12 protein-coding genes and 1 riboswitch are annotated in these 19,684 nt (G+C 33.7%); of the genes, 2 read left to right on the plus strand and 10 right to left on the minus strand.

Going from position 1 to position 19,684, the window contains the following annotated elements:
- Positions 1 to 3: 3 nt before the first annotated feature.
- The gene (locus BUB80_RS18440; RefSeq protein ID WP_073296095.1) at positions 4 to 2,937 is read right to left on the minus strand and encodes a SusC/RagA family TonB-linked outer membrane protein; all 2,934 of its coding nucleotides are present in this window, start codon (positions 2,935 to 2,937) and stop codon (positions 4 to 6) included.
- Positions 2,938 to 3,020: 83 nt separating this feature from the next.
- A riboswitch (SAM riboswitch) is annotated at positions 3,021 to 3,117 on the minus strand.
- Positions 3,118 to 3,359: 242 nt separating this feature from the next.
- Here BUB80_RS18440 and BUB80_RS18445 point away from each other — a divergent pair.
- Positions 3,360 to 3,770, plus strand: coding sequence for a type II 3-dehydroquinate dehydratase (locus tag BUB80_RS18445; protein ID WP_073296098.1), 411 nt, complete (start codon positions 3,360 to 3,362; stop codon positions 3,768 to 3,770).
- Positions 3,771 to 3,903: 133 nt separating this feature from the next.
- On the opposite strand, the gene pckA is transcribed toward BUB80_RS18445, so the two are convergent.
- From pckA to BUB80_RS18490, 9 genes are all read right to left on the minus strand, one after another.
- The gene (gene pckA, locus BUB80_RS18450; protein WP_073296101.1) at positions 3,904 to 5,523 is read right to left on the minus strand and encodes a phosphoenolpyruvate carboxykinase (ATP); all 1,620 of its coding nucleotides are present in this window, start codon (positions 5,521 to 5,523) and stop codon (positions 3,904 to 3,906) included.
- 127 nt (positions 5,524 to 5,650) lie between these two features.
- Positions 5,651 to 6,556 carry a GYDIA family GHMP kinase gene (locus BUB80_RS18455; protein WP_073296104.1) on the minus strand — a complete coding sequence of 302 codons (906 nt, stop codon included), beginning with the start codon at positions 6,554 to 6,556 and terminating at the stop codon, positions 5,651 to 5,653.
- A gap of 10 nt (positions 6,557 to 6,566) precedes the next feature.
- Positions 6,567 to 7,442, minus strand: a complete 876-nt coding sequence (gene fabD, locus BUB80_RS18460; RefSeq protein WP_073296107.1) for an ACP S-malonyltransferase — start codon at positions 7,440 to 7,442, stop codon at positions 6,567 to 6,569.
- A 76-nt stretch (positions 7,443 to 7,518) separates the two neighbouring features.
- Positions 7,519 to 9,480 carry a LysM peptidoglycan-binding domain-containing protein gene (locus tag BUB80_RS18465; RefSeq protein WP_073296110.1) on the minus strand — a complete coding sequence of 654 codons (1,962 nt, stop codon included), beginning with the start codon at positions 9,478 to 9,480 and terminating at the stop codon, positions 7,519 to 7,521.
- 38 nt (positions 9,481 to 9,518) lie between these two features.
- On the minus strand, positions 9,519 to 11,105 hold the full coding sequence (gene bshC, locus BUB80_RS18470) for a bacillithiol biosynthesis cysteine-adding enzyme BshC (protein ID WP_073296113.1): 1,587 nt from the start codon (positions 11,103 to 11,105) through the stop codon (positions 9,519 to 9,521).
- A gap of 15 nt (positions 11,106 to 11,120) precedes the next feature.
- Positions 11,121 to 13,061, minus strand: coding sequence for a putative porin (locus BUB80_RS18475; RefSeq protein WP_073296116.1), 1,941 nt, complete (start codon positions 13,059 to 13,061; stop codon positions 11,121 to 11,123).
- 139 nt (positions 13,062 to 13,200) lie between these two features.
- The gene (locus BUB80_RS18480; RefSeq protein ID WP_139262775.1) at positions 13,201 to 14,007 is read right to left on the minus strand and encodes a hypothetical protein; all 807 of its coding nucleotides are present in this window, start codon (positions 14,005 to 14,007) and stop codon (positions 13,201 to 13,203) included.
- Positions 14,008 to 14,032: 25 nt separating this feature from the next.
- Positions 14,033 to 15,553, minus strand: coding sequence for a RagB/SusD family nutrient uptake outer membrane protein (locus BUB80_RS18485; RefSeq protein WP_073296122.1), 1,521 nt, complete (start codon positions 15,551 to 15,553; stop codon positions 14,033 to 14,035).
- 10 nt (positions 15,554 to 15,563) lie between these two features.
- The gene (locus BUB80_RS18490; RefSeq protein WP_073296124.1) at positions 15,564 to 18,449 is read right to left on the minus strand and encodes a SusC/RagA family TonB-linked outer membrane protein; all 2,886 of its coding nucleotides are present in this window, start codon (positions 18,447 to 18,449) and stop codon (positions 15,564 to 15,566) included.
- 422 nt (positions 18,450 to 18,871) lie between these two features.
- Here BUB80_RS18490 and BUB80_RS18495 point away from each other — a divergent pair, with 422 nt between their 5' ends.
- The gene (locus BUB80_RS18495) at positions 18,872 to 19,543 is read left to right on the plus strand and encodes a hypothetical protein (RefSeq protein WP_073296127.1); all 672 of its coding nucleotides are present in this window, start codon (positions 18,872 to 18,874) and stop codon (positions 19,541 to 19,543) included.
- Positions 19,544 to 19,684 lie beyond the last annotated feature (141 nt).

Below are 19,684 nucleotides of genomic sequence, written 5' to 3' on the forward strand. Positions count from 1 at the left end.
AGATTAAAGAGTCGCCTGAATTCCAAAAGTTATTGTTCTCATCGCAGGATATCTATAGTAAGTGGTTCCATCCAATGCTTGCTCAGGATCCATTCCTTTATGGTTGTAGAACGTCAGAAGGTTTTCTCCCTGCAGATAGATTCTGAATTTTTTCAATCCGATTTTTTCAAAATAATCCGATGGCAGCGTGTAACCAATACTTACATTTTTCAATCTTGCATAGGTTGCAGAATATAAAAATCTTGAAGAAGCCGTTGTCCAGTTATTTGTTGTGGTACTTAAACCAGGAACATCTGTATTTGGATTTTCAGGTGTCCATCTGTTTAGTATTTCAGCACTCCAAGATCTTCCACCAAGATTCCCACTTGACATAATAGATGTATAATCTGTATCTAATATTTTTCCTCCTATTCTGAAAGTTAATAATGCTGATAAATCAAAGTTTTTATAATTGATACTCGTGGTAAGCCCTCCCATTAATTTTGGAAGTGCAGAACCCTGAAGCTCTCTTGTTGCCTCTCCTACTACTGAAGTTGTACCTTCTACCGTTTGTCCGTTTGCATCTGTTTTAATGGTTTTCCACAATGGTTTCCCGTTACTAGGATTTACACCAACCCAAGTCGGAAGATAAAAATCATACACTGAACCTCCTTCCGTTAAAAGCTTTGTTCCGCTAATGATTGACGCTTTAGGTAATTTTGTTATTTTATTATTTAATGTGCTTAAATTCACATCAACATTCCATTCAAAATCTTCTGTTTTAATTGGGGTAGTAAACAATGAAAATTCAAAACCTGTATTTTTTAATGTCCCGATATTAGCCTGAAAACTACTAAATCCTAAAGATGGAGCCAAAGGCGTGTCAAATAAAAGATCCTGACTTTTACGTTCAAAATATTCTACATTTCCTTTAATCCTATTGTTAAGAATAGCGAATTCTAATCCTAGATTTAGGTTAAGATTGGTTTCCCATTTCAATTCAGGCGTCGGAAGCTTGCTTGCTACAGTTCCTGGTTCACCTAAATTATTATAGAACGTGTATAAGCTCTGATAAGCATAATAAATACTTTGGCTGCCTCTCATGATTTTATCATTTCCCTGTCCACCGTAACTTGCACGAAGCGTCAATTGATTGAAGAAATTTAAATCTTTAATAAAATTTTCATTCGATGCTTTCCAAGATCCTCCTACTGACCAGAAAGTTCCCCATCTGTTTTCGGGTGCAAATCTTGAAGAACCATCAGATCTTACTGATCCTGAAACGAAATATTTATTGGCATAATCATATTCTACTTTGCCTAGGAAACTTAATAAACTTAGTTTATCACTATTTCCACTAAATCCTCCTAACAAGGCAGCAGCATCCGGCTCATAGTAATACGGAAGAGAAAACTGACTTCTATTTCCTGAAATTGTTTGATAGTCGTACTTATAAAATTCCTGACCAGCCAAAAGGTTAATATGATGCTGACCGAATTTTTTATCATATGTTAAAATATTACTTGTTGTGTAAGAAAGCGTTCTGGAATTAGTTCTCGTTACCGAACCACCAATTTCCGTTCCCTGTCCCAATAATGGGTTGGTATAATAATGACCGTTATAGTTCACCAAATCAACAGAAAAACTCGACTTAAATTTTAGTTCAGGTAAAAATGTAAAATCTAGAAACCCTTTTCCAGAAAAGTTATCCTCTTTATTTTCGTTTTTATCTAAAGGCAATGTTGCTGCTAAATTCTGATTTTGTAAAGCATTGGATGGTCTGTATTTTCCAAAGTCGAAAATATTATTCCCACTGGCATCCAACCTATAACTTCCATCGCCGTTTCTTTCGTAATAAGGATAAAATGAAGGAATACTACGTCCCACATTAATAATATTATCCGAACTTGAATCTGATGAAGGCGGAGCTTGTTGTATGCTATTTGTATAACTTAAGTTTGCCCCAACATTCAGCCATTTTTTAACTTCAGAATTTAATTTTAATCTCGTGCTGTATTTTTTAAAGCCTGATTCAATAGCAACTCCTTTATCATCCAAATACCCTAAGGAGAAATAATAATTACTTTTATCACTTCCACCACTGAAATCTAAATCTACTTGATTTCTTGCCGCAGTTCTCTGAAGAACATTCGCCCAATTATCATCCCATAAAGCTTTTGCACCGGGTAATAATTTTCCGTCTGTTCCTACAGGTTTTGCAAAATTTGAACCGTAAGGATTAATTCCTAAGCCATTGCTTCCTGAAATTAAAGCATCACTCGCCATTTGAGCGGCCTGTTGTGGAGCAATTTGATTGGCAACAAAACCATTTCTCAACGCTTCCCAATACAATTCAAAATACTGGTCAGTCGTTACTTGTTTATAATCTCTCACAGCTCTTGAAGAGAATCCCTGACTTATATTAAAATTAATACGCGACTCTCCTTTTTTACCGGATTTTGTTGTAATGATAATAACCCCGTTTGCTCCTCTTGAACCATATAAAGAACTTGCGGTAGCATCTTTCAACACACTGATTGATTCAATATCATTCGGGCTAATGGCATTCAGGTTTCCATCAAAAGGAAGTCCGTCTACCACATATAATGGATCGCTGGATGCACTCACAGAACCAATTCCTCGAATACGAACAGAGGCTACGGCACCGGGTTGTCCAGAAGCACTTACCGCCTGAAGTCCGGCAACCTGCCCTTCCAAAGCTTTTGTAATATTCGTAACCGGTCTGTTGTTGATTTTATCACTTGAAATGGTTGCCACAGAACCTGTGTAACTATTTTTTTTAGCTTTTCCGTAAGCTACCACTACCACTTCATCAATCTCCTTTTCACGAAGGGTATCTTTTTTTGTTTCCTGACCATGTACACTGGCAATTCCTAAGAAAAATACAGCAACTGGTGGAATCCAAATTTTAGAATTAATTAAACTTTTACCAATCATAATCAATTTTATTTATCAAATATTAAAAACTAACCCTTTATAGAAAAGTCAGCAAAAGTCATCGATAAATACGATTAACCAAATGCTTATTTTTCCTTTAAAGGCTGAATGTAACACCTTGCGCAACGCAGGTTGTTAAGACTTCACAGGGTCAGTTCCCTCCATCTTTCTTTATAAGCCGATCGAAATATGTTTGCAAATCTAAAAACAATTAGTCTACAAAACAAGTAGACTTTAATATTTTTAATGATAATTTGATAAAAATTATGTTAATAAAAACTTAAAAACCACTAAAATAAGCACTTAAGAAAATTATTGATTTTGTAAATATGAGAAATATCATTAAAAATAATACAAAGCATCATTTCCAATTAAAATCAAAAATTTGAGTCTTAATTGAAAAAACTTTTTAAATTTATACTATGAAAATTTTAATTGTAAACGGTCCCAACCTGAATCTTTTAGGAACAAGAGAACCAGAAATTTACGGAACACTTTCTATGGAAGATTATTTGGAAAATTTAAAATCTGAATTCCCTTCTCATGAATTAGAATATTATCAATCGAATATTGAAGGAGAAATCATTAACAGACTTCAGAAGGATGATTTTGAGGCGTTGGTCATTAATCCTGGCGCTTACACGCATTATTCTTATGCAATTGCTGACTGCTTAAAGAATATTCAAAAGCAAAAAGTGGAAGTTCACATTAGTAATATCTACAAAAGAGAAGAATTTCGTCAAAAATCTGTGACAGCTGCCTACACTGATGCTGTTTTATCCGGCTTTGGAATGGATGGATATAGATTGGCGATCTTGAGTTTTAAATCATGATTTAAAATCCCACAAATTTCACAAATTTTCACAGATTAAAACATAACGTAAACATCTGCGTAGATCTGTGAAATCTGTGGGAAAATTTATATTGAAATAAAAAAACCTCATCAATTGATGAGGTTTTCTATTTTTAGTTTGTTGTCTGTTGTTGTAATTGAGGTCCTGAAGCAATAAGCTTTTTCCCTTCTTCTGTATTACAATACTGATCAAAGTTTTTGATGTATCTTGAGGCAAGATCTTTTGCTTTCTCTTCCCACTCAGTAACTTCGTTGTATGTATTTCTAGGATCTAAAATACCTTCAGAAACGTTTGGTAATTCTGTAGGAATCTCCAAGTTCATGATAGGAATTCTAGTTTTAGGAGCATTTTCAATTGATCCATCAATGATCGCATCAATAATCGCTCTTGTATCTTTTAAAGAAATTCTCTTTCCGGTACCATTCCATCCAGTATTTACCAAATAAGCTTTAGCACCGTGTTCCTTCATTTTACCAATCAATGTTTTAGAATACATTGTTGGGTGTAATGTTAAGAACGCTTCACCAAATGCAGGTGAGAATGATGGTTCAGGAGAAGTAATTCCTCTTTCAGTTCCGGCTAATTTTGAAGTATAACCGCAAAGGAAGTGATATTGAGCTTGGTTTTCATCTAAAACAGAAACCGGAGGCAATACTCCGAATGCATCAGCAGAAAGATAAACAATCTTACTTGCGTGGCCTGCTTTTGAAGGCAAAACTATTTTATTGATATGATAAATCGGATAAGAAACTCTAGTATTTTCTGTGATTGATCCGTCAGTATAATCAGATACTCCGTTGTTTACCACAACGTTTTCAAGAAGCGCATCTCTTTTAATCGCTCTGAAAATATCCGGTTCTTTTTCTTCAGAAAGGTCAATAACTTTAGCATAGCAACCACCTTCGTAGTTGAATACTCCATTGTTATCCCAACCGTGTTCGTCATCACCGATCAAATATCTTTTAGGATCTGCAGATAATGTAGTTTTTCCTGTTCCAGAAAGTCCGAAGAAAAGAGCAACATCTCCCTCTTCACCTACGTTTGCAGAACAGTGCATAGAAGCCATTCCTTTCAATGGAAGGTAATAGTTCATCATTGCAAACATTCCTTTTTTCATTTCTCCACCGTACCAAGTACCACCAATAATCTGAAGTTTTTCAGTAAGGTTGAACATTACGAAGTTCTCAGAATTTAATCCTTGCTCTTCCCAGTTCGGGTTTGTAGTTTTAGATCCGTTGATTACAGTAAAATCCGGCTCTCCGAAGTTTTCTAACTCGTAGTGAGAAGGACGGATGAACATATTAGTAACAAAATGCGCCTGCCATGCAACCTCTACAATAAATCTTACTTTAAGTCTAGTATCTGCATTCGTTCCACAGAAAGCATCTACAACATAAATTTTCTTAGAAGTTGAAAGCTGGTTCAACACTAATTCCTTACAAGACTGGAAAATTTCCGGAGAAGTTGGTAAATTTACTTTACCATCCCAGAAAATCGTGTCTTTTGTAACATCATCCTGTACAATGTATCTATCTTTAGGAGAACGACCTGTGAAAATTCCTGTTTTTACTGATACCGCACCAGATTCTGTAAGCTCTGCTTTTTCAAAGCCTTGGTTTTCAGGAGAAATTTCAGCTTGATATAACTCTTCATAAGAAGGATTATATTGTATTTCATAGTCTCCTTTAATCCCTAATTTTTCTAAATCTTGGATGATTTTAGCGTGTTTCATTTTACTTATATTTTCTATTTCTTTTTTGGGTTCAACAAAATTAATATTAATTAATTGTTAAAGGTGGTTTAAATATAATGATATAAGTCAGATTGGCAAATAAAAAAACCTCTTTGTAAAATACTGATTACAAATTAATTATCTCATGCCATTCAAAAACAGTCGTAAAACCTTTTCCCCAAAAATAGTCCTTAAAGCCGTCAAATTTGGCACTCATGACAAAATCTCCGCCCCAAGCGCCCAAACTTTTCACAAATGAAGGGCAATCTTCGAAAAACTTTTGTTTAACTGTAGGAATTTCAAGAAAATTAGCTATTTTTTGCTCATGAATCACCATTAGTTGAGAAAATTTTTCCAATTCACTGCATAACAAAATATTCTTTGTGAGATTCGAAAATTCATCAACCAGTTTTTGAGACTTTGTTTTTGACTTGTAAAAATTGATTCCTTCGCGGCTATCTTGCTTTTGATTGAGGTGAATAAAAATAAGCTCATTTTTAAAAGAAGGGTTAAAATTTACCTTCTCATATTTGATCTCAGGTTTACTTTGAAAAAGGATGGCAGATTTCTCTTTAGCAACTGCAATATCGTAACCGCTTCCTCCCAAACTGATAGAGTTTAAATGAAAAGGATCTATTTCAGCCCATTCCGCAAGATTATTCATCAGCGTAGAACTACTTCCAAGACCATAATCGGCCTGGAACTGAAGGTTTGTTTTTAAATGATAAGAATGTGTGCTTTTGAATTTGGTTTCAGAAAGACTCTGAACATTTTTTAAGGTTTTTAAGATAAATTCAGCACTAGAAGTAATGTTGGTTTCTATGACCTGCCAGCTTTTATAATCAATGACAGCTTTTAACCATAATTTATTTTGATGATATGCTTCCCAGATAATCAAAGACTTTCCATCCTGCTTTTCATCAAAGAAAAACTCTTGTCCTAGCTTGGTGGGTACCGCTAAGACAAGAGCTCCGTCTATCGCGAAATATTCTGAAGTAAGCATAAGCTTTCCCGGTGAAAATATCTCGCTCATAATTTGTTAATTAAATTGCAGAAGCAACATCTACAGAATTGTCAATTTTCTTGATCAATCCTTGAAGTGTTTTCCCTGGTCCAACTTCAATGAAGTTTGTTGCACCATCTTTAATCATATTTTGAACAGACTGTGTCCATTTTACCGGACCTGTTAATTGTGCAATCAAATTTTGCTTGATCTCCTCAGGGTTGGTTACCGCTGTGGTCGTGATATTCTGATAAACAGGAATCGTAGCTTTTCTGAATTTTGTTTTTTCAATTGCCGCTGCCAGTCTTTCTTGTGCCGGCTGCATCAATGGAGAATGGAATGCTCCATTCACAGGTAATAATAAAGCTCTTTTAGCTCCTGCTTCTTTCAATTTTGCGCAAGCTTCTTCAACCGCTGCTGTCTCACCAGAAATTACCAATTGTCCGGGACAGTTGTAATTTGCAGGAACAACAATTCCGTTGATCTGTGCACAGATTTCTTCAACTCTAGCATCTTCTAATCCTAAAATTGCTGCCATAGAACTTGGGTTGGCGTTGCAAGCATCTTGCATTGCTTTTGCTCTTTCAGAAACTAATTTCAGACCGTCATCAAAAGATAAAACTCCATTGGCAACTAATGCTGAAAATTCTCCTAAAGAATGTCCTGCAACCATTTCAGCTCCAAGACCGTTCACTGCTTTAAGTGCAGCAACAGAATGTATAAAAATTGAAGGTTGAGTAACCTCTGTTTTTTTAAGGTCTTCATCTGCGCCATTAAACATAATGGAAAGGATGTCGAACCCTAAAATTTCGTTGGCAGATTCCATCAGATCTTTTATATCTTTTCTAGAATCATACAATTCTTTTCCCATTCCTACGAACTGAGAACCCTGCCCAGGAAATACAAGTGCTTTCATGTATTGATTTAAAATATTATACAAATATAAATATAAATATAATGTTAACGTTTTTCTTTAAACTGATCCGAATCATTTATGGAACCAATCTAATCACACGATAACCTGTATTTACATATGCTCCGTTTGCTTTAGATTTTACAAACTCAAATTTGGTAGCCAACTGAGTCTGAACTTTATTCATTTGCTTGAAAATTTCTCCTTTTTTGTTTTCTCTGGTTAGCATGTCATTTACAACATCGAAACCTACGATTGCATATTTAGGAGGCGTTTTACAATATTTACTTTTATACGCTGCTAAAATTTCTTTTTCGAAACCACCATCAGCATTAATTTTTCTATCCATTAAATACACCAAATTAGCCTGGCTCAATTCATCCACTTTCTTTTCAAAACTTGGAGAATAGTACATACTGAAAGCTTTCACACCCTGAACTTCTTTAGACAAAGCAATTACTTTGTTGCTAAAAGCATCTCCTAAAGCATCATTATCATTCGCTAAAATGGCAATTACCGGAGCAGACTGCCCCGTCATCATATTTTGGTCAACCTGAATATCAGCCGGAGAATTTACAATCGTTACATTAGGATTCTTAAGTGCTTTTTCAAGACCTCCTTTAATATAGTTTGCATTTTCTTTTTTGCTGTCTGCAACAATGTAGATTTTTTGATCAGAATAAGCACCTTTCACTTCTTCCACAATCTTATCTGCATACGTCTGATCATTCGTTTCAACAATAATTAAATTGCTGTAATTATATAATTCCGGAGAGTTAGCAAATGGTGCTACAACCGGTATTTTTTGGTTTTTAGTAAAATCTAAAACATCTACTACATTAGACTTGAAGAATGGCCCAATGATTAAATCTGTATTATTAGGATTAATCTGTGTTAATGAATTTCTGAATGAAGCTTCATTACCAGAATCAACAATTTTAATATCTAGTTTCTGACCGTTTCTTGCATTTCTTTCAATCGCTAATTTTGCGCCTGTAAGGAAATCCAAAGCCATTGTTCTGTATTGAGTTTCGTTTGTGCTGTATCCAAAAGGAAGCATCAATACTACGCTCAAAGCATCACCGTTTTTCTTGATGTAAGCAGGATCTAATTTTTTAATCTTTAAAATCATTCCTGTTTTTAATCCGTGAGACAAATCAGGATTCAGTGCAATAAGCTCATCAATTGACACTCCGAATTTATTAACAATAGAGAAAACAGTATCCCCCTGCACCACCGTATAAGTCACATATTCATCTGAAGAAACGGTACTCGTATTTGATGAACTTACAGAAGATTTTTCATTTCCTGAATCAACTGTGGTTTTTGTATTCACAACTGGTTCAGCAACTGAAGTATTGTTATTTGATTTTTTAATTTTAATAGATTCACCAGGTTTCAAACCTTTTTCCTCTAATCCTGGATTTAAAGCAAAAAGTTCTTCCTTGGTAACATTAAACTGTCTTGCAATTCTGTAATAATTATCTTTTGCCTGAACAACATACAATTCGTTACTAGCTGGATTTGATACTGGAGTTTCAACAACTGTTTTTTCTACAGGCTTTGTATTCGCTGGTGTTGTAATTGCTACTTGCGCCTGCGTACCTCCGTATTTTTTTATGCTCTCAAGAGGTAATGTAATTTCATCACCAATTTTCATATGAGAGTCCAACTCCGGATTTAATTTTCTTAAATCTGTTTCTGAAATACGATATTGTTTTGTGATTCCGTAAATCGTTTGTTTAGGCTGTAAAATAATTTGGCCTACATGAGCGTTCGGTTTAGCTTTTTCTGCAACAGCAACAGTAGTTTTAGGAACTGATGTTGTAATTGCTTTATCAGCCTTAACCGTAAGTATATCCCCGATTGCCAGTTTTCCGTCTTTAAACTTTGGGTTTAGTTTTAGCAATTCGTCCACAGTTATACCGTATTTTTTTGCAATGTTATAAGGATTATCTCCTTTTACAACGGTGTGAGATTTCTGAGCAGACATGCCCAAAAACATACATAAACTGGATAGAATAAAAAACCTCTTTATCATAGTCGATAATTATAATTTACAAAAATACTCCTTTAAAATTAAATGGCAACAATTATTAATTTTGAATCTTGAACCACCATTTCTTCCCAACAAGTTTCAAGCCACGAATATCCATAATCTGCAAAAAATACACTAAAATTATAAACTCTTTCCTGCCAAGTCTTAGAAGGATGTACATCTAAAAATAAATTTTCAAGTCTTTCTAACAATTCACTTTGTTTAATTTTTTCAGCATGAAGAAGACGTTTTTTCATTCTTGCAAAAGATTTCATCTGCCTCACTTCTTCAGCCTTTACCATATTCCCAAAGGACTTTTCAGTAGTTTCTGCAATAGCTTTTAATTCAGAAAAATTATTTGTTAAGATCTGTTCTTTCTTTTCTAGTAATTCCTGAATCTCATTATTGCTTAAAATCTTATTATTTGTAATCGTAGTAAAATTTTGGAAAAAATCTTCAATTTTCAGTTCTAATTTTTCAATTTTAGTTACCGTCTTTTCCTTTAAAAACAACATTGAATTTCTTGGAATTAAAACCGGAAAAGGAATATTAATCTTGGAGAAATAATCTTTCAATTCCAACCAATACATGATCTCAGCATTTCCTCCAATGTAAGCTAAATTCGGTAAAACCTTTTCCTGATATACCGGACGCATTAATGCATTTGGACTGAATTTTTCAGGGTTGTTTTCCAACTCATTCAAGATTTCTTCCTGAGTAAACTGAATATTTTTATCTACAATATTATATTTCTTTCCGTCAAACTCAATTCTATCTCTCGTTTCTGAAAAATAGAACAAATTAATTTCACGAGGATTTACCTGAACTTTACCATATCTCTTAGTTAGAAAATCAACCTTATTTTTTGATGTTTCGTGTAAACCAAAATTTAGAAGTTCATCTTTAAAAACATCTTTAATCTGCTTCTTAAGCTCTTTAGAATCTCCATCAACAATCAATAAACCTAGATCTGAAAAAAGTCTATTCACTAAAGTTTTGATAGCCTGAGTTAAAGTATTTCCAACTTTGTAAGCTTCTTTTAACATCAAAATCAATTCAGTTCCAAAAACAGAATCTTTAAATTCTTTTTCAAATTCTGAAATAAAAAATGTGTCGTTAATCTTTATTCTTCCAACCGGACCGCCAGACTTTTCATTGATCTCATAATAATTATTATCTGTTTTAAAATGATTAATCTCGGCGAAATCATGATCTTCAGAAGCCATCCAATACACGGGAACAAAATTAAAATCTGGGAAGCTTTCTTTTAAATAAGTACAGGTTTTAATTGTCTGCAAAATTTTGTAAACAAAGAAAACAGGCCCGGAAAATAAATTTAACTGGTGCCCAGTCGTAATTGTAAATGTATTAGGTTGTTTTAAGTTATTTAAATTTTCATTTTGCTTTGATGAAAGTTTAAGATCCTTAAGTTGATCCTCCAGCGCACCAAATAAAACCTTTCTTTGATCTTGTGTAAAAGATTCCTGTTTAAGGTGAATCTGTTTTTTAAAATTATCAAAAGAAAATGTATTTTCTTCAAATCCTTCAATTTTATGATTCAAAAAATCTTTGATCAATTGAGGAATGCTTTCTATGTCGTTAAATGATATTTTGTTAATTGTTTTCAACTTTGATGTATAATATTAGTTGAACATATACCAAACAATTCCAATATTCAGTCTAAAATCGTAAACCGGATAATGTGGAAATGCATAGGCCTTGTTATGAGAAATAACGGTCCCAATCTGCTGACCTTCTATGAAGAAGAACATTTTTTTCACCTTCATATTAAAATAAACATCCGCGATCGGCTGTCCTCCAATCGAGAATGAACTTGAATTTGGTAAAATATATTCGTTAAGTATCGGGAAATAATTTCTTGAAGCGAATTTTGAGAAGTAATATACTTTGATCCCAGCCTGAATTTCTGCAGCATCTTTGAAAGCTTTAGACTGATAAAAGAAATTCGCTCTGCCAATAAAGCTTGGCATCGGAAGTAATTCTTTATTTGTTAATGCATTTTGGAACTGCAATCTTGTATTCAAATGAAAATCTCCATAACTAAATGTTGCATCACCTCCTATCTGAGAAATATTCAGCGAGCTATCACTTTGTTTAGGCATGGCAAACTGATCGAAATACGTGTAATTATCAATCCTGAAATAGTTTACAAATAGTTCTGTTTTAAACCATTTTAAATTTACATTCCCGCCAATTTCAGTGATTGACTGGTTTTTTGCGTTCTGAAGATAATAGTTAAAGTTATTATAATTAGATGTATTTAAAAGATAGTTAAATGACGGATACACACTTTGGAAATTAACTTTAGCATTTACAAAGTAATCTTTTATCGGTTCAAACTTAAGATTATTGGTCGTCTTTAAATACGTTCCAAACTGACTTCCGTTTGAAAATTCAAGAAATGAGTTCAACTGTATCTTATCTAAAAGTTTCACCTGAAGATTGCCTACTGCTCCAATTCTACTTTCTTTAATCTCATTAGGAATTTCCAGAATAGGCAACGTAATAGCGGTTGCACCAAATTTCAACATTTGATAACGTACCCCAGCATCAAGCTTGAATTTTTCATTATCCCAAACCAAACTAACGGTATTGCTTAAATTCTCAGAATATTTCTTTGTTGAAAGAGGAAAGCCAGCAACAATTTCCTGAGGCACAGCCTGCCAATAAGGCTCTACAGCTCCCTGAGTATAGTAATATTTATTTCCCTGATGGAAAATAGTGTGTCTTATTCTAAAAGGATATTTTTCGGGATTAAAAGGCGAAAACTGATGACTTAAATAATATCTTCTATACGCATATTGCGAGTTTGAAGATGCTAAATTAACCTGAGCATTTTGCTTGTTGCTAAAATCGCTGCTTCCACTTTGGAAAAGATTATCGTCTACAATTCCACCACTCTCCTGATTGTTTACGTTTTGATGTAGATAATGGGCAAATAACTCGTAGTTCCCACTTTTAGAAATATAGTGTCCGGAAAATAATGTATTGTTATTAGCCGCCAAGGAATTCCTATACATCCCTTGTGAACGTAATCCCATATATTCTAAAGCAAAGTTGAATCTTTTACCGATATTCTGAGTATACGTTGATCTCAACGCAGCACCATTTTTCATTGCATTATGGTACACAAATGTAGCCGTAGGTGTTTTTACATCGTAATAATGAACGTCATCAATTCCTATAATTCCATACGATTTATTCTCAGGCAATAAAGATAGGTTCTGCTCAGCATTCACTTCATAAGATAATGGATTAAACCCTGCCCCTACATTAGCAACCTGTACTCTCCCAAAATTATCTTTGTTGTTATATTGTGAATATATATTTGTCTTATCAAAAGTCATCACCGTATCAAATACTTTCTTTTCCGAAAACTGTGTCTGATACAAATAATCCTTAATCGTTGGCTTAAATATTTTTAAAGAATCTTTTTTACCCGAGTCTATCACTAAGGTATCATCATCTTTTTTCTTATCTAGCTTATTAAGGTCTGTTTTATTAACAACCTGAGCCTTGCCAGCAAAGCTAAAGAAGATGATTATAAAAAGTATATATTTCATACGTTGATTTATATTGTTCAAAAAGAGATGCAATTCTAAGATTTCAGTATCTAATTTTGTACAGCAAAAATAAGAAATAAAAGGAAATAAAAAACCCCACAAAAAATGTGGGGTCTGAGATATTTTTATTAGAAAAATTTTAGTTTTTCTGTAAGACAAATTTATTACCACTAGAGGTACCTGCTGCACCTGCGAAAGTAAGAGCAGAAATATTTATACCGCCAGTACAAAAGTTAACTGTCCCTGTCCCTGTTAATGTCATACTACCCGTCGGGGCGTCATAAAGAAAGGGTTGATTAGAAGCTACTGTAACATTACCATTATTTTGAACAGTAACAAGCATGTAAGATGTACTTGGATTGCTAATATAAATATTGTTGGTTGACAATATCTTAAATTGGTTAGCGGCAGGACCTGGCTGCACAGTAATTAGTGCTCCTGGTGAATAGTCTTCCCAAGTATCAGTTACAACCTTGTACGTTCCAGTGAAAATCGACATGTTAAATGGACATTCTAATGAATATTTTAATACATGAGTTTGATTGAATATAGCACCAGGAACTGTTGGGGAAGAAAGCTTAAAGGTAATTACTTTTGGAGTTTCCTTAGCACCGCTTTCTAATAATTGTATTCTAAAGCTACCTACTTTTTGTCCTGCAGCAAGATTATCTGTTGCATTTATAATCTTAAAATCAGTACCTTCTACTGCTGTAGAATTATTGGTATCTACAGAAATTTTCACTTCCGTATTTGCCTTCGCCTCACTTAAAGTAGTATATGATAATGTAACTTCTTTAGATGTAGTTCCTTTTACCACTGTTGCTTCTGAGCTCTTAGCAGCAAAACTAACGAAGTTATCTCCTTCATAAACTGCATCATCTTTACTTTCACAAGAAGAAAGCATCAATGCAAAAATCGGAATACTTAAATATTTAAAAATTTTCATAATTAGAATTCGTTTTTAATTGATATTAATAACCAGGGTTTTGTTGCACTGCAGGATTCAAATTAACTTCTTGAACAGGAATAGGTAATGTATATTTATTACTGTTATTCGGAAGATTAGTAACCGTAACAACGTCATCCGTTTGGTTTCTATCCATAGTCACACCCGCTACTGTTGCCAATCTTTTTAAATCGATGTATCTATGCCCTTCCAATGCAAGGTCAACTCTTCTTTCCTTCAAAATATCTGCATAAGCAGCTGTTGCTGAAGCATACACAGGAAGATTAGCCGCCCCAGTAGTATTTCTTTTTGCTCTAACTTGTTGAATCAATGTTGCTGCACCCGTAAAATTATTGGCAGCTGTTTCACATTCTGCCAAGATAAAATACATTTCTGACAATCTAAATACCTTTAAATCATTTCTTGTAGGCGCACTTGCTTTACCAGGATATTTGTCAATTACTAATTGATCAGTTTCTCTAGGAGAACTACTTGTTAAATAATTCACATCAACAATAGATGAAGGATCTATATAAACTGATCTTCTTACATCCCCAGGTGTTGTATTGATAATATTAAATAAGTTTCTCCCTAAAGCCCACATTGGGTTTCCTGTAAGCTGAGAACTATTGGTGTTCCATCTTGTTCCGATTGAGGATCCATTTCCTGTAGCCAATCTATTTAATGCAAAAAGAATCTCTCCCTCACTTGTATCATTCCATATCGCTGGATATGCTGAAGCAGCAGTTAATGATAATCCAGAATTAGATATTACATCCTGTGCATATTGTTTTGCTAAAGGTAAATTCCCTCTGTATAGATTAAATCTTGCAGATACTGCATTTACAAACCTTTTATTTACATAATATCTATTTAAAGGTTGAGTTGTAGGGATAGTTGGAAAAGGCAGTGTCGTATAAGAAGTTAAAATACTTCTAGCATAGTCTAAATCTGCATTAATAAAATCATAAACATCTTGATTTTTAGATCTCGGAAGCTTTACATCAATTACCGGAACGTCTTTTAAAAGTAAAACTCCCAAACCATTAGGATCTTTCATATCCGGGGCAAAAAAAGTTTCCAACTGAAGGTAACAGAAAGCCCTTATAGCTCTCGCCTGAGCAATTACATAATCATATTGTTTTTTTTCTTCGAGAGTAGCTGGCGTAACATTTGCTGCTCCCGCAAGTAACCTATTTACACGGTTAATTACCAAATAATGCTGAGCCCAAATTCCTGTTGTCAAGCTCGTTGTTGGATCTATAAAATAACGATGTATCTCATACTCCTGACCCCCACTACCTGCTCCAGGTTTAACTTCATCTGTAAATACTGCTGAGAAATAAATGTCATTATTAGTATCCATGTTGGCATACACAGATCCAATTAAATAATCATTAAGATTTGATACACTTGTAAACAGAGTAGCATCATCCAGTAATCCGGGCTGCTCTACCTCAAGAACATCCTGACAACTGTTTAAAGTAAAACCAACTGATGATAGACATACCGCTATCACTAATGCTTTTTTATATAATTTATTCATTTTATTTTTTTTAAAAATCTACATTAACCCCTAAAGAATATGTTTTTGGATTTGGATATACGTTAAGCGAATACGTTGTAATCGGCTCTACATCAAAACCTTTCCATCCTGTGAAAGTATAAATATTCTCAGCTTGTGCAAAAATTTTAATAGAATTTATTGGCAAGTCACCTAATACTTTCTTGCTGAAAGTATACCCAATACTTACATTCTTTAATCTAACAAAATCAGATTTGAAAAGAAATCTATCAGAAGAACCTGATAATGTTGCATTAACTGCATTAAGACTTGGTAATGTAGAGTTAGGATTATTTGGATTCCAAGAATTTAAGAGTTCAGAAGATACATTAAGACCAGAAGCTGCATAAGCAGGATTCATTACCCAAGAATTTAGATTATCATAAATATAACCTCCTTTTTGATAAGAAAATAAAGCATCAACAAAGAAACCATCGTAAGAGAAATTAAATCCAAATCCACCCGTATATTTAGGCATAGGACTTTTTCCTGTAAGTCTTCTATCACCTGCAGTAGGTGTCTCAGTTACATTTCCATTTATATCCATAAATAACTGCTCACCGTTGCTAGGATTTACACCTAAATAAGGGTAAAGCTGCCATTGGTTAGCTGGCCCTCCGACAGCATCAACATTATCATCTGTAAGATCATTAGTGTCCATACTAACAATTTTATTAGCGTTGTATGCCATATTCGCAAATATAGAAAGTTTTGTTTTGGCATTTCTTATTACATTGAACCTTAACAAACCTTCAACTCCTTTATTATCCATTATTCCATTATTCCCTCTTAAAGATCCTTGTCCTGTAACATAAGTTACCGGAATAGAATTGAATAATCGCGAAGTTCTTTTTTGATAATAATCAAATGTACCTTCTACCAATCCTTTGTAGTTGAAATCTACTCCTACATCGACTTGTTTTACTTGTTCCCATTTCAGATTCTTGTTTCCAAGGTTTGTCAAAGCATAACCAGGTAAACTTTGGTAACCAGGAGCCGTTGTAGGATTTGGGCCATTGTAATCTAAATATGAAACCGGCCCTAGAGTTAAGATATTAGTATTAGTGGTTGTTGTAAATAAATTCTGATTACCCGTAGTTCCTATAGAAGCTCTAAGCTTCAACAACGTAAATCCTGAATCCTCCATAAAACTTTCCTGATCTATATTCCATCTTCCTGCTACAGACCAAAAAGTTTCCCATCTGTTTTCCGTCGGAAACCTGTATGACCCATCTCTTCTCACTACCCCAGATACACCATACTTGCCTTTGTAGTCATAATCTAAGGTTCCAAAATACGCTAAGGTACCTGCATTAACTTTTTGAGCACTTGCAGAAGGTCTGTAGATATTTGGTGTAGCTGGATTGAAGGGAACATATCCTGTTCCTGCACCGAACTCCCAAACTAAAGGATCAAGACCATTTTGCTGTTGAGTGTAGCTTTGCCAATTTACTCTAATGTAATCCAAGTAAGCAGAAGCTGTTATGGTGTGATCACCAAATGAATGATTATAAGTAATATTAGTGGTACTGTTAACAGTCAAATCATTCACCGTATTAAACTGCTCAAACCCACCATATTTTGCAGGTTTACCGTCTGCTTGTATTTGACCTGCGGCTACTACCAAAGATAAATAGCCGTTTGCTGCTCTTGCAAATTGTCTTTGATAATTTTTATAATCGATACCTGTTCTATTTCCAACACTTAAGTCTGGGGTAAGCTTATAATTAGCACTTACGTTAGCTGTAACACTAGTTTCCGTAAACTGATTTCTAATACCTCCATTGATATTGTCATAAAGAATATATGCCCCATTTCCGTTACCACTAGCCTGTCCAATTTGGTTGAATAGTCCCAATCCATTGGTAAATGTTGGCGCCGCTAAATAAGGAGCAGAAAGAACAGTTCCAAATAAAGGATTCTGTAAAGTATTTGCGTTTATATTAGTATTCGTTTCGTCATCTAACTGATTTCTTTTTGAATATCCCAATCCCAAAATTGCACCAAAGGTTAATCTTCCATCACTGCTTTTTCCATTAAGATTATTTCTTAAAGTAAATCTTTTGAAATCCGTTCCACGAATGTTACCTTCGCTATCAACATAACCTAAGGAAACAAAGTTGCTGATATTTTCCCCACCAGCGCTAACGGATAATGTATGTTGTTGGCTCATTGCCACTCTGGAAAATAAGTTTCTCCAGTTGGTATTAGTCGTAAAATTATCTATTTCACTTTGAGTCTTAGTAGCACCTAGCCCTGCACCTGCATTTTTTTGTACTTGTAACAGTTGCTGTCCTGTAGACATATTGTAATCTGTTGTTGGCAACTCAGAAAAAGAAGTCAATGCATCATAGGAAATCCTAAGTTTTGAATTAAACTTCCCTCCTTTTGTAGTAATCACAACAACACCATTTGCAGCTCTATTCCCATAGATTGCCGTAGCCTGAGCATCTTTTAAGATACTGAAAGTGTCTATATCATTAGGGTTTAGGTTTCTGAACTGAGAACCAGAAGTAATGATACCATCTATAACATATAAAGGATCAGTAGAACCATTTAGTGAGCTAAGCCCTCTAATTATGATATTGAATTTACCAGACCCTGGAGATCCAGACGCAGAGTTAGCCACAATACCTGGCGCTGTACCCTGTATAGAGTTAAGAACAGAAATATTCGGTCTGTTCTCTAATGTTTCCGAACCAATTGTTACAGAAGAAGACGTTGATTTAGCTTTTGTTGACGTCTTACTATACCCCAAAACAACTACCTCTTCAATTTTTGTCTCTTTTGCAGAGTCACTAGGCTTTTTTTGAGCTAAAACAGCTTGCCCTGTAAAAAACAAGACACCAGCTGTCAATACGCGTAATTTAACATTCATATTAACAAATTTTAATATATTTTAATGGACAAATATGTTAATAAATATTAACACTTGCAAGTTTTTTTATGATATAAGCGGATTAGTTTTTCATTAAAAAGTGAAAATAAATCATCAAACCAATCAAACTTCATAAAAATTAACATATTTTATTCAACAATAGGCAATTTACATATCATAAATCTCTAATTTAACATTTTATCAATAAAAAAATAAACACTATTTAGAGTCATTATAAATTACATCACCATTAACTCACCAGAAAAAGACATTAAAATCATATTTTGAATTAGTTAGCATATCGAAAATTAGGATTAAATAAAAATTCAATAAAATTTTCTTAGCTTTACAAAATACTAAATAATGATTTACTTAGTATTTTGTAATATCTGCTAAAAATCAACAATAAAATTTTATAACACATGAATAAAAAAATTCTAGTAAGCCTCTTATCAGTTTCTTCAATTCTAACTTTTTCACAGCAAACTCTTTCTATAAATCAGGTCACCGGAAGTCAAGCTGTTTTTAATGCTGGTTCTGATTCCAAATCTTTTAAATACGAAGAAATTTCAGGCTCTCCTTATTTTGACAAAAAATTTCATGAAGCTAAGGTTGCTGATAATTATGAAAAGATATCAGTTCGATACAATAGCTACAAAGATGAAGTTGAGTTTCAAAAAGACGGAAGTCCTTTAGTACTTCCTAAAGAAGCAAAATTTTCAAGAATAGAGATTTCTTCACCAAAACAAACAGTTGTATTATTAGAAACATCTGATGATTTAAGTGGATATTTCTTTGAGTTAGCAAACGGTAAAAACTCTTTGTACAAAAAAATTAAAACTAAATTCGTAGATTATGTTCCTGCACCTAATGGTTATACCACTGACAAACCAGCTACTTTCAAAACGCTAGACCCAATATACTATATTAAAACAGAGAAAGGTTTTATAAAGAAACCTAAAAATCAAAAAGATATTATCGAGCAATTTCCAGATAAAAAAGAAGCTTTAACAACATTCTTTAAATCAAACAAAATTAAATTCGATAAAGAAGAAGACTTAATAAAATTAGTTACTTTTTTAAATCAGAATTAATCACAAAAAAAAGCCACTTTTTACAAAGTGGCTTTTTTATACTTAATGTCGCGTCCTAAAATAGGTTTACAGAAAATATACTTATTATGGAAAAACGAGATAGGAATAGAGAAAAGCGTACACAACGAGATTATACAATGT

Source organism: Chryseobacterium polytrichastri, assembly GCF_900142445.1.
GTDB lineage: Bacteria > Bacteroidota > Bacteroidia > Flavobacteriales > Weeksellaceae > Chryseobacterium > Chryseobacterium polytrichastri.

Bases quoted from the DNA above. Each gene is read 5' to 3' on its own strand.
- BUB80_RS18440 (WP_073296095.1), bottom strand. From the start codon at position 2,937: ATGATTGGTAAAAGTTTAATTAATTCTAAAATTTGGATTCCACCAGTT.
- BUB80_RS18445 (WP_073296098.1), top strand. From the start codon at position 3,360: ATGAAAATTTTAATTGTAAACGGTCCCAACCTGAATCTTTTAGGAACA.
- pckA (WP_073296101.1), bottom strand. From the start codon at position 5,523: ATGAAACACGCTAAAATCATCCAAGATTTAGAAAAATTAGGGATTAAA.
- BUB80_RS18455 (WP_073296104.1), bottom strand. From the start codon at position 6,556: ATGAGCGAGATATTTTCACCGGGAAAGCTTATGCTTACTTCAGAATAT.
- fabD (WP_073296107.1), bottom strand. From the start codon at position 7,442: ATGAAAGCACTTGTATTTCCTGGGCAGGGTTCTCAGTTCGTAGGAATG.
- BUB80_RS18465 (WP_073296110.1), bottom strand. From the start codon at position 9,480: ATGATAAAGAGGTTTTTTATTCTATCCAGTTTATGTATGTTTTTGGGC.
- BUB80_RS18475 (WP_073296116.1), bottom strand. From the start codon at position 13,061: ATGAAATATATACTTTTTATAATCATCTTCTTTAGCTTTGCTGGCAAG.
- BUB80_RS18480 (WP_139262775.1), bottom strand. From the start codon at position 14,007: ATGAAAATTTTTAAATATTTAAGTATTCCGATTTTTGCATTGATGCTT.
- BUB80_RS18485 (WP_073296122.1), bottom strand. From the start codon at position 15,553: ATGAATAAATTATATAAAAAAGCATTAGTGATAGCGGTATGTCTATCA.
- BUB80_RS18490 (WP_073296124.1), bottom strand. From the start codon at position 18,449: ATGAATGTTAAATTACGCGTATTGACAGCTGGTGTCTTGTTTTTTACA.
- BUB80_RS18495 (WP_073296127.1), top strand. From the start codon at position 18,872: ATGAATAAAAAAATTCTAGTAAGCCTCTTATCAGTTTCTTCAATTCTA.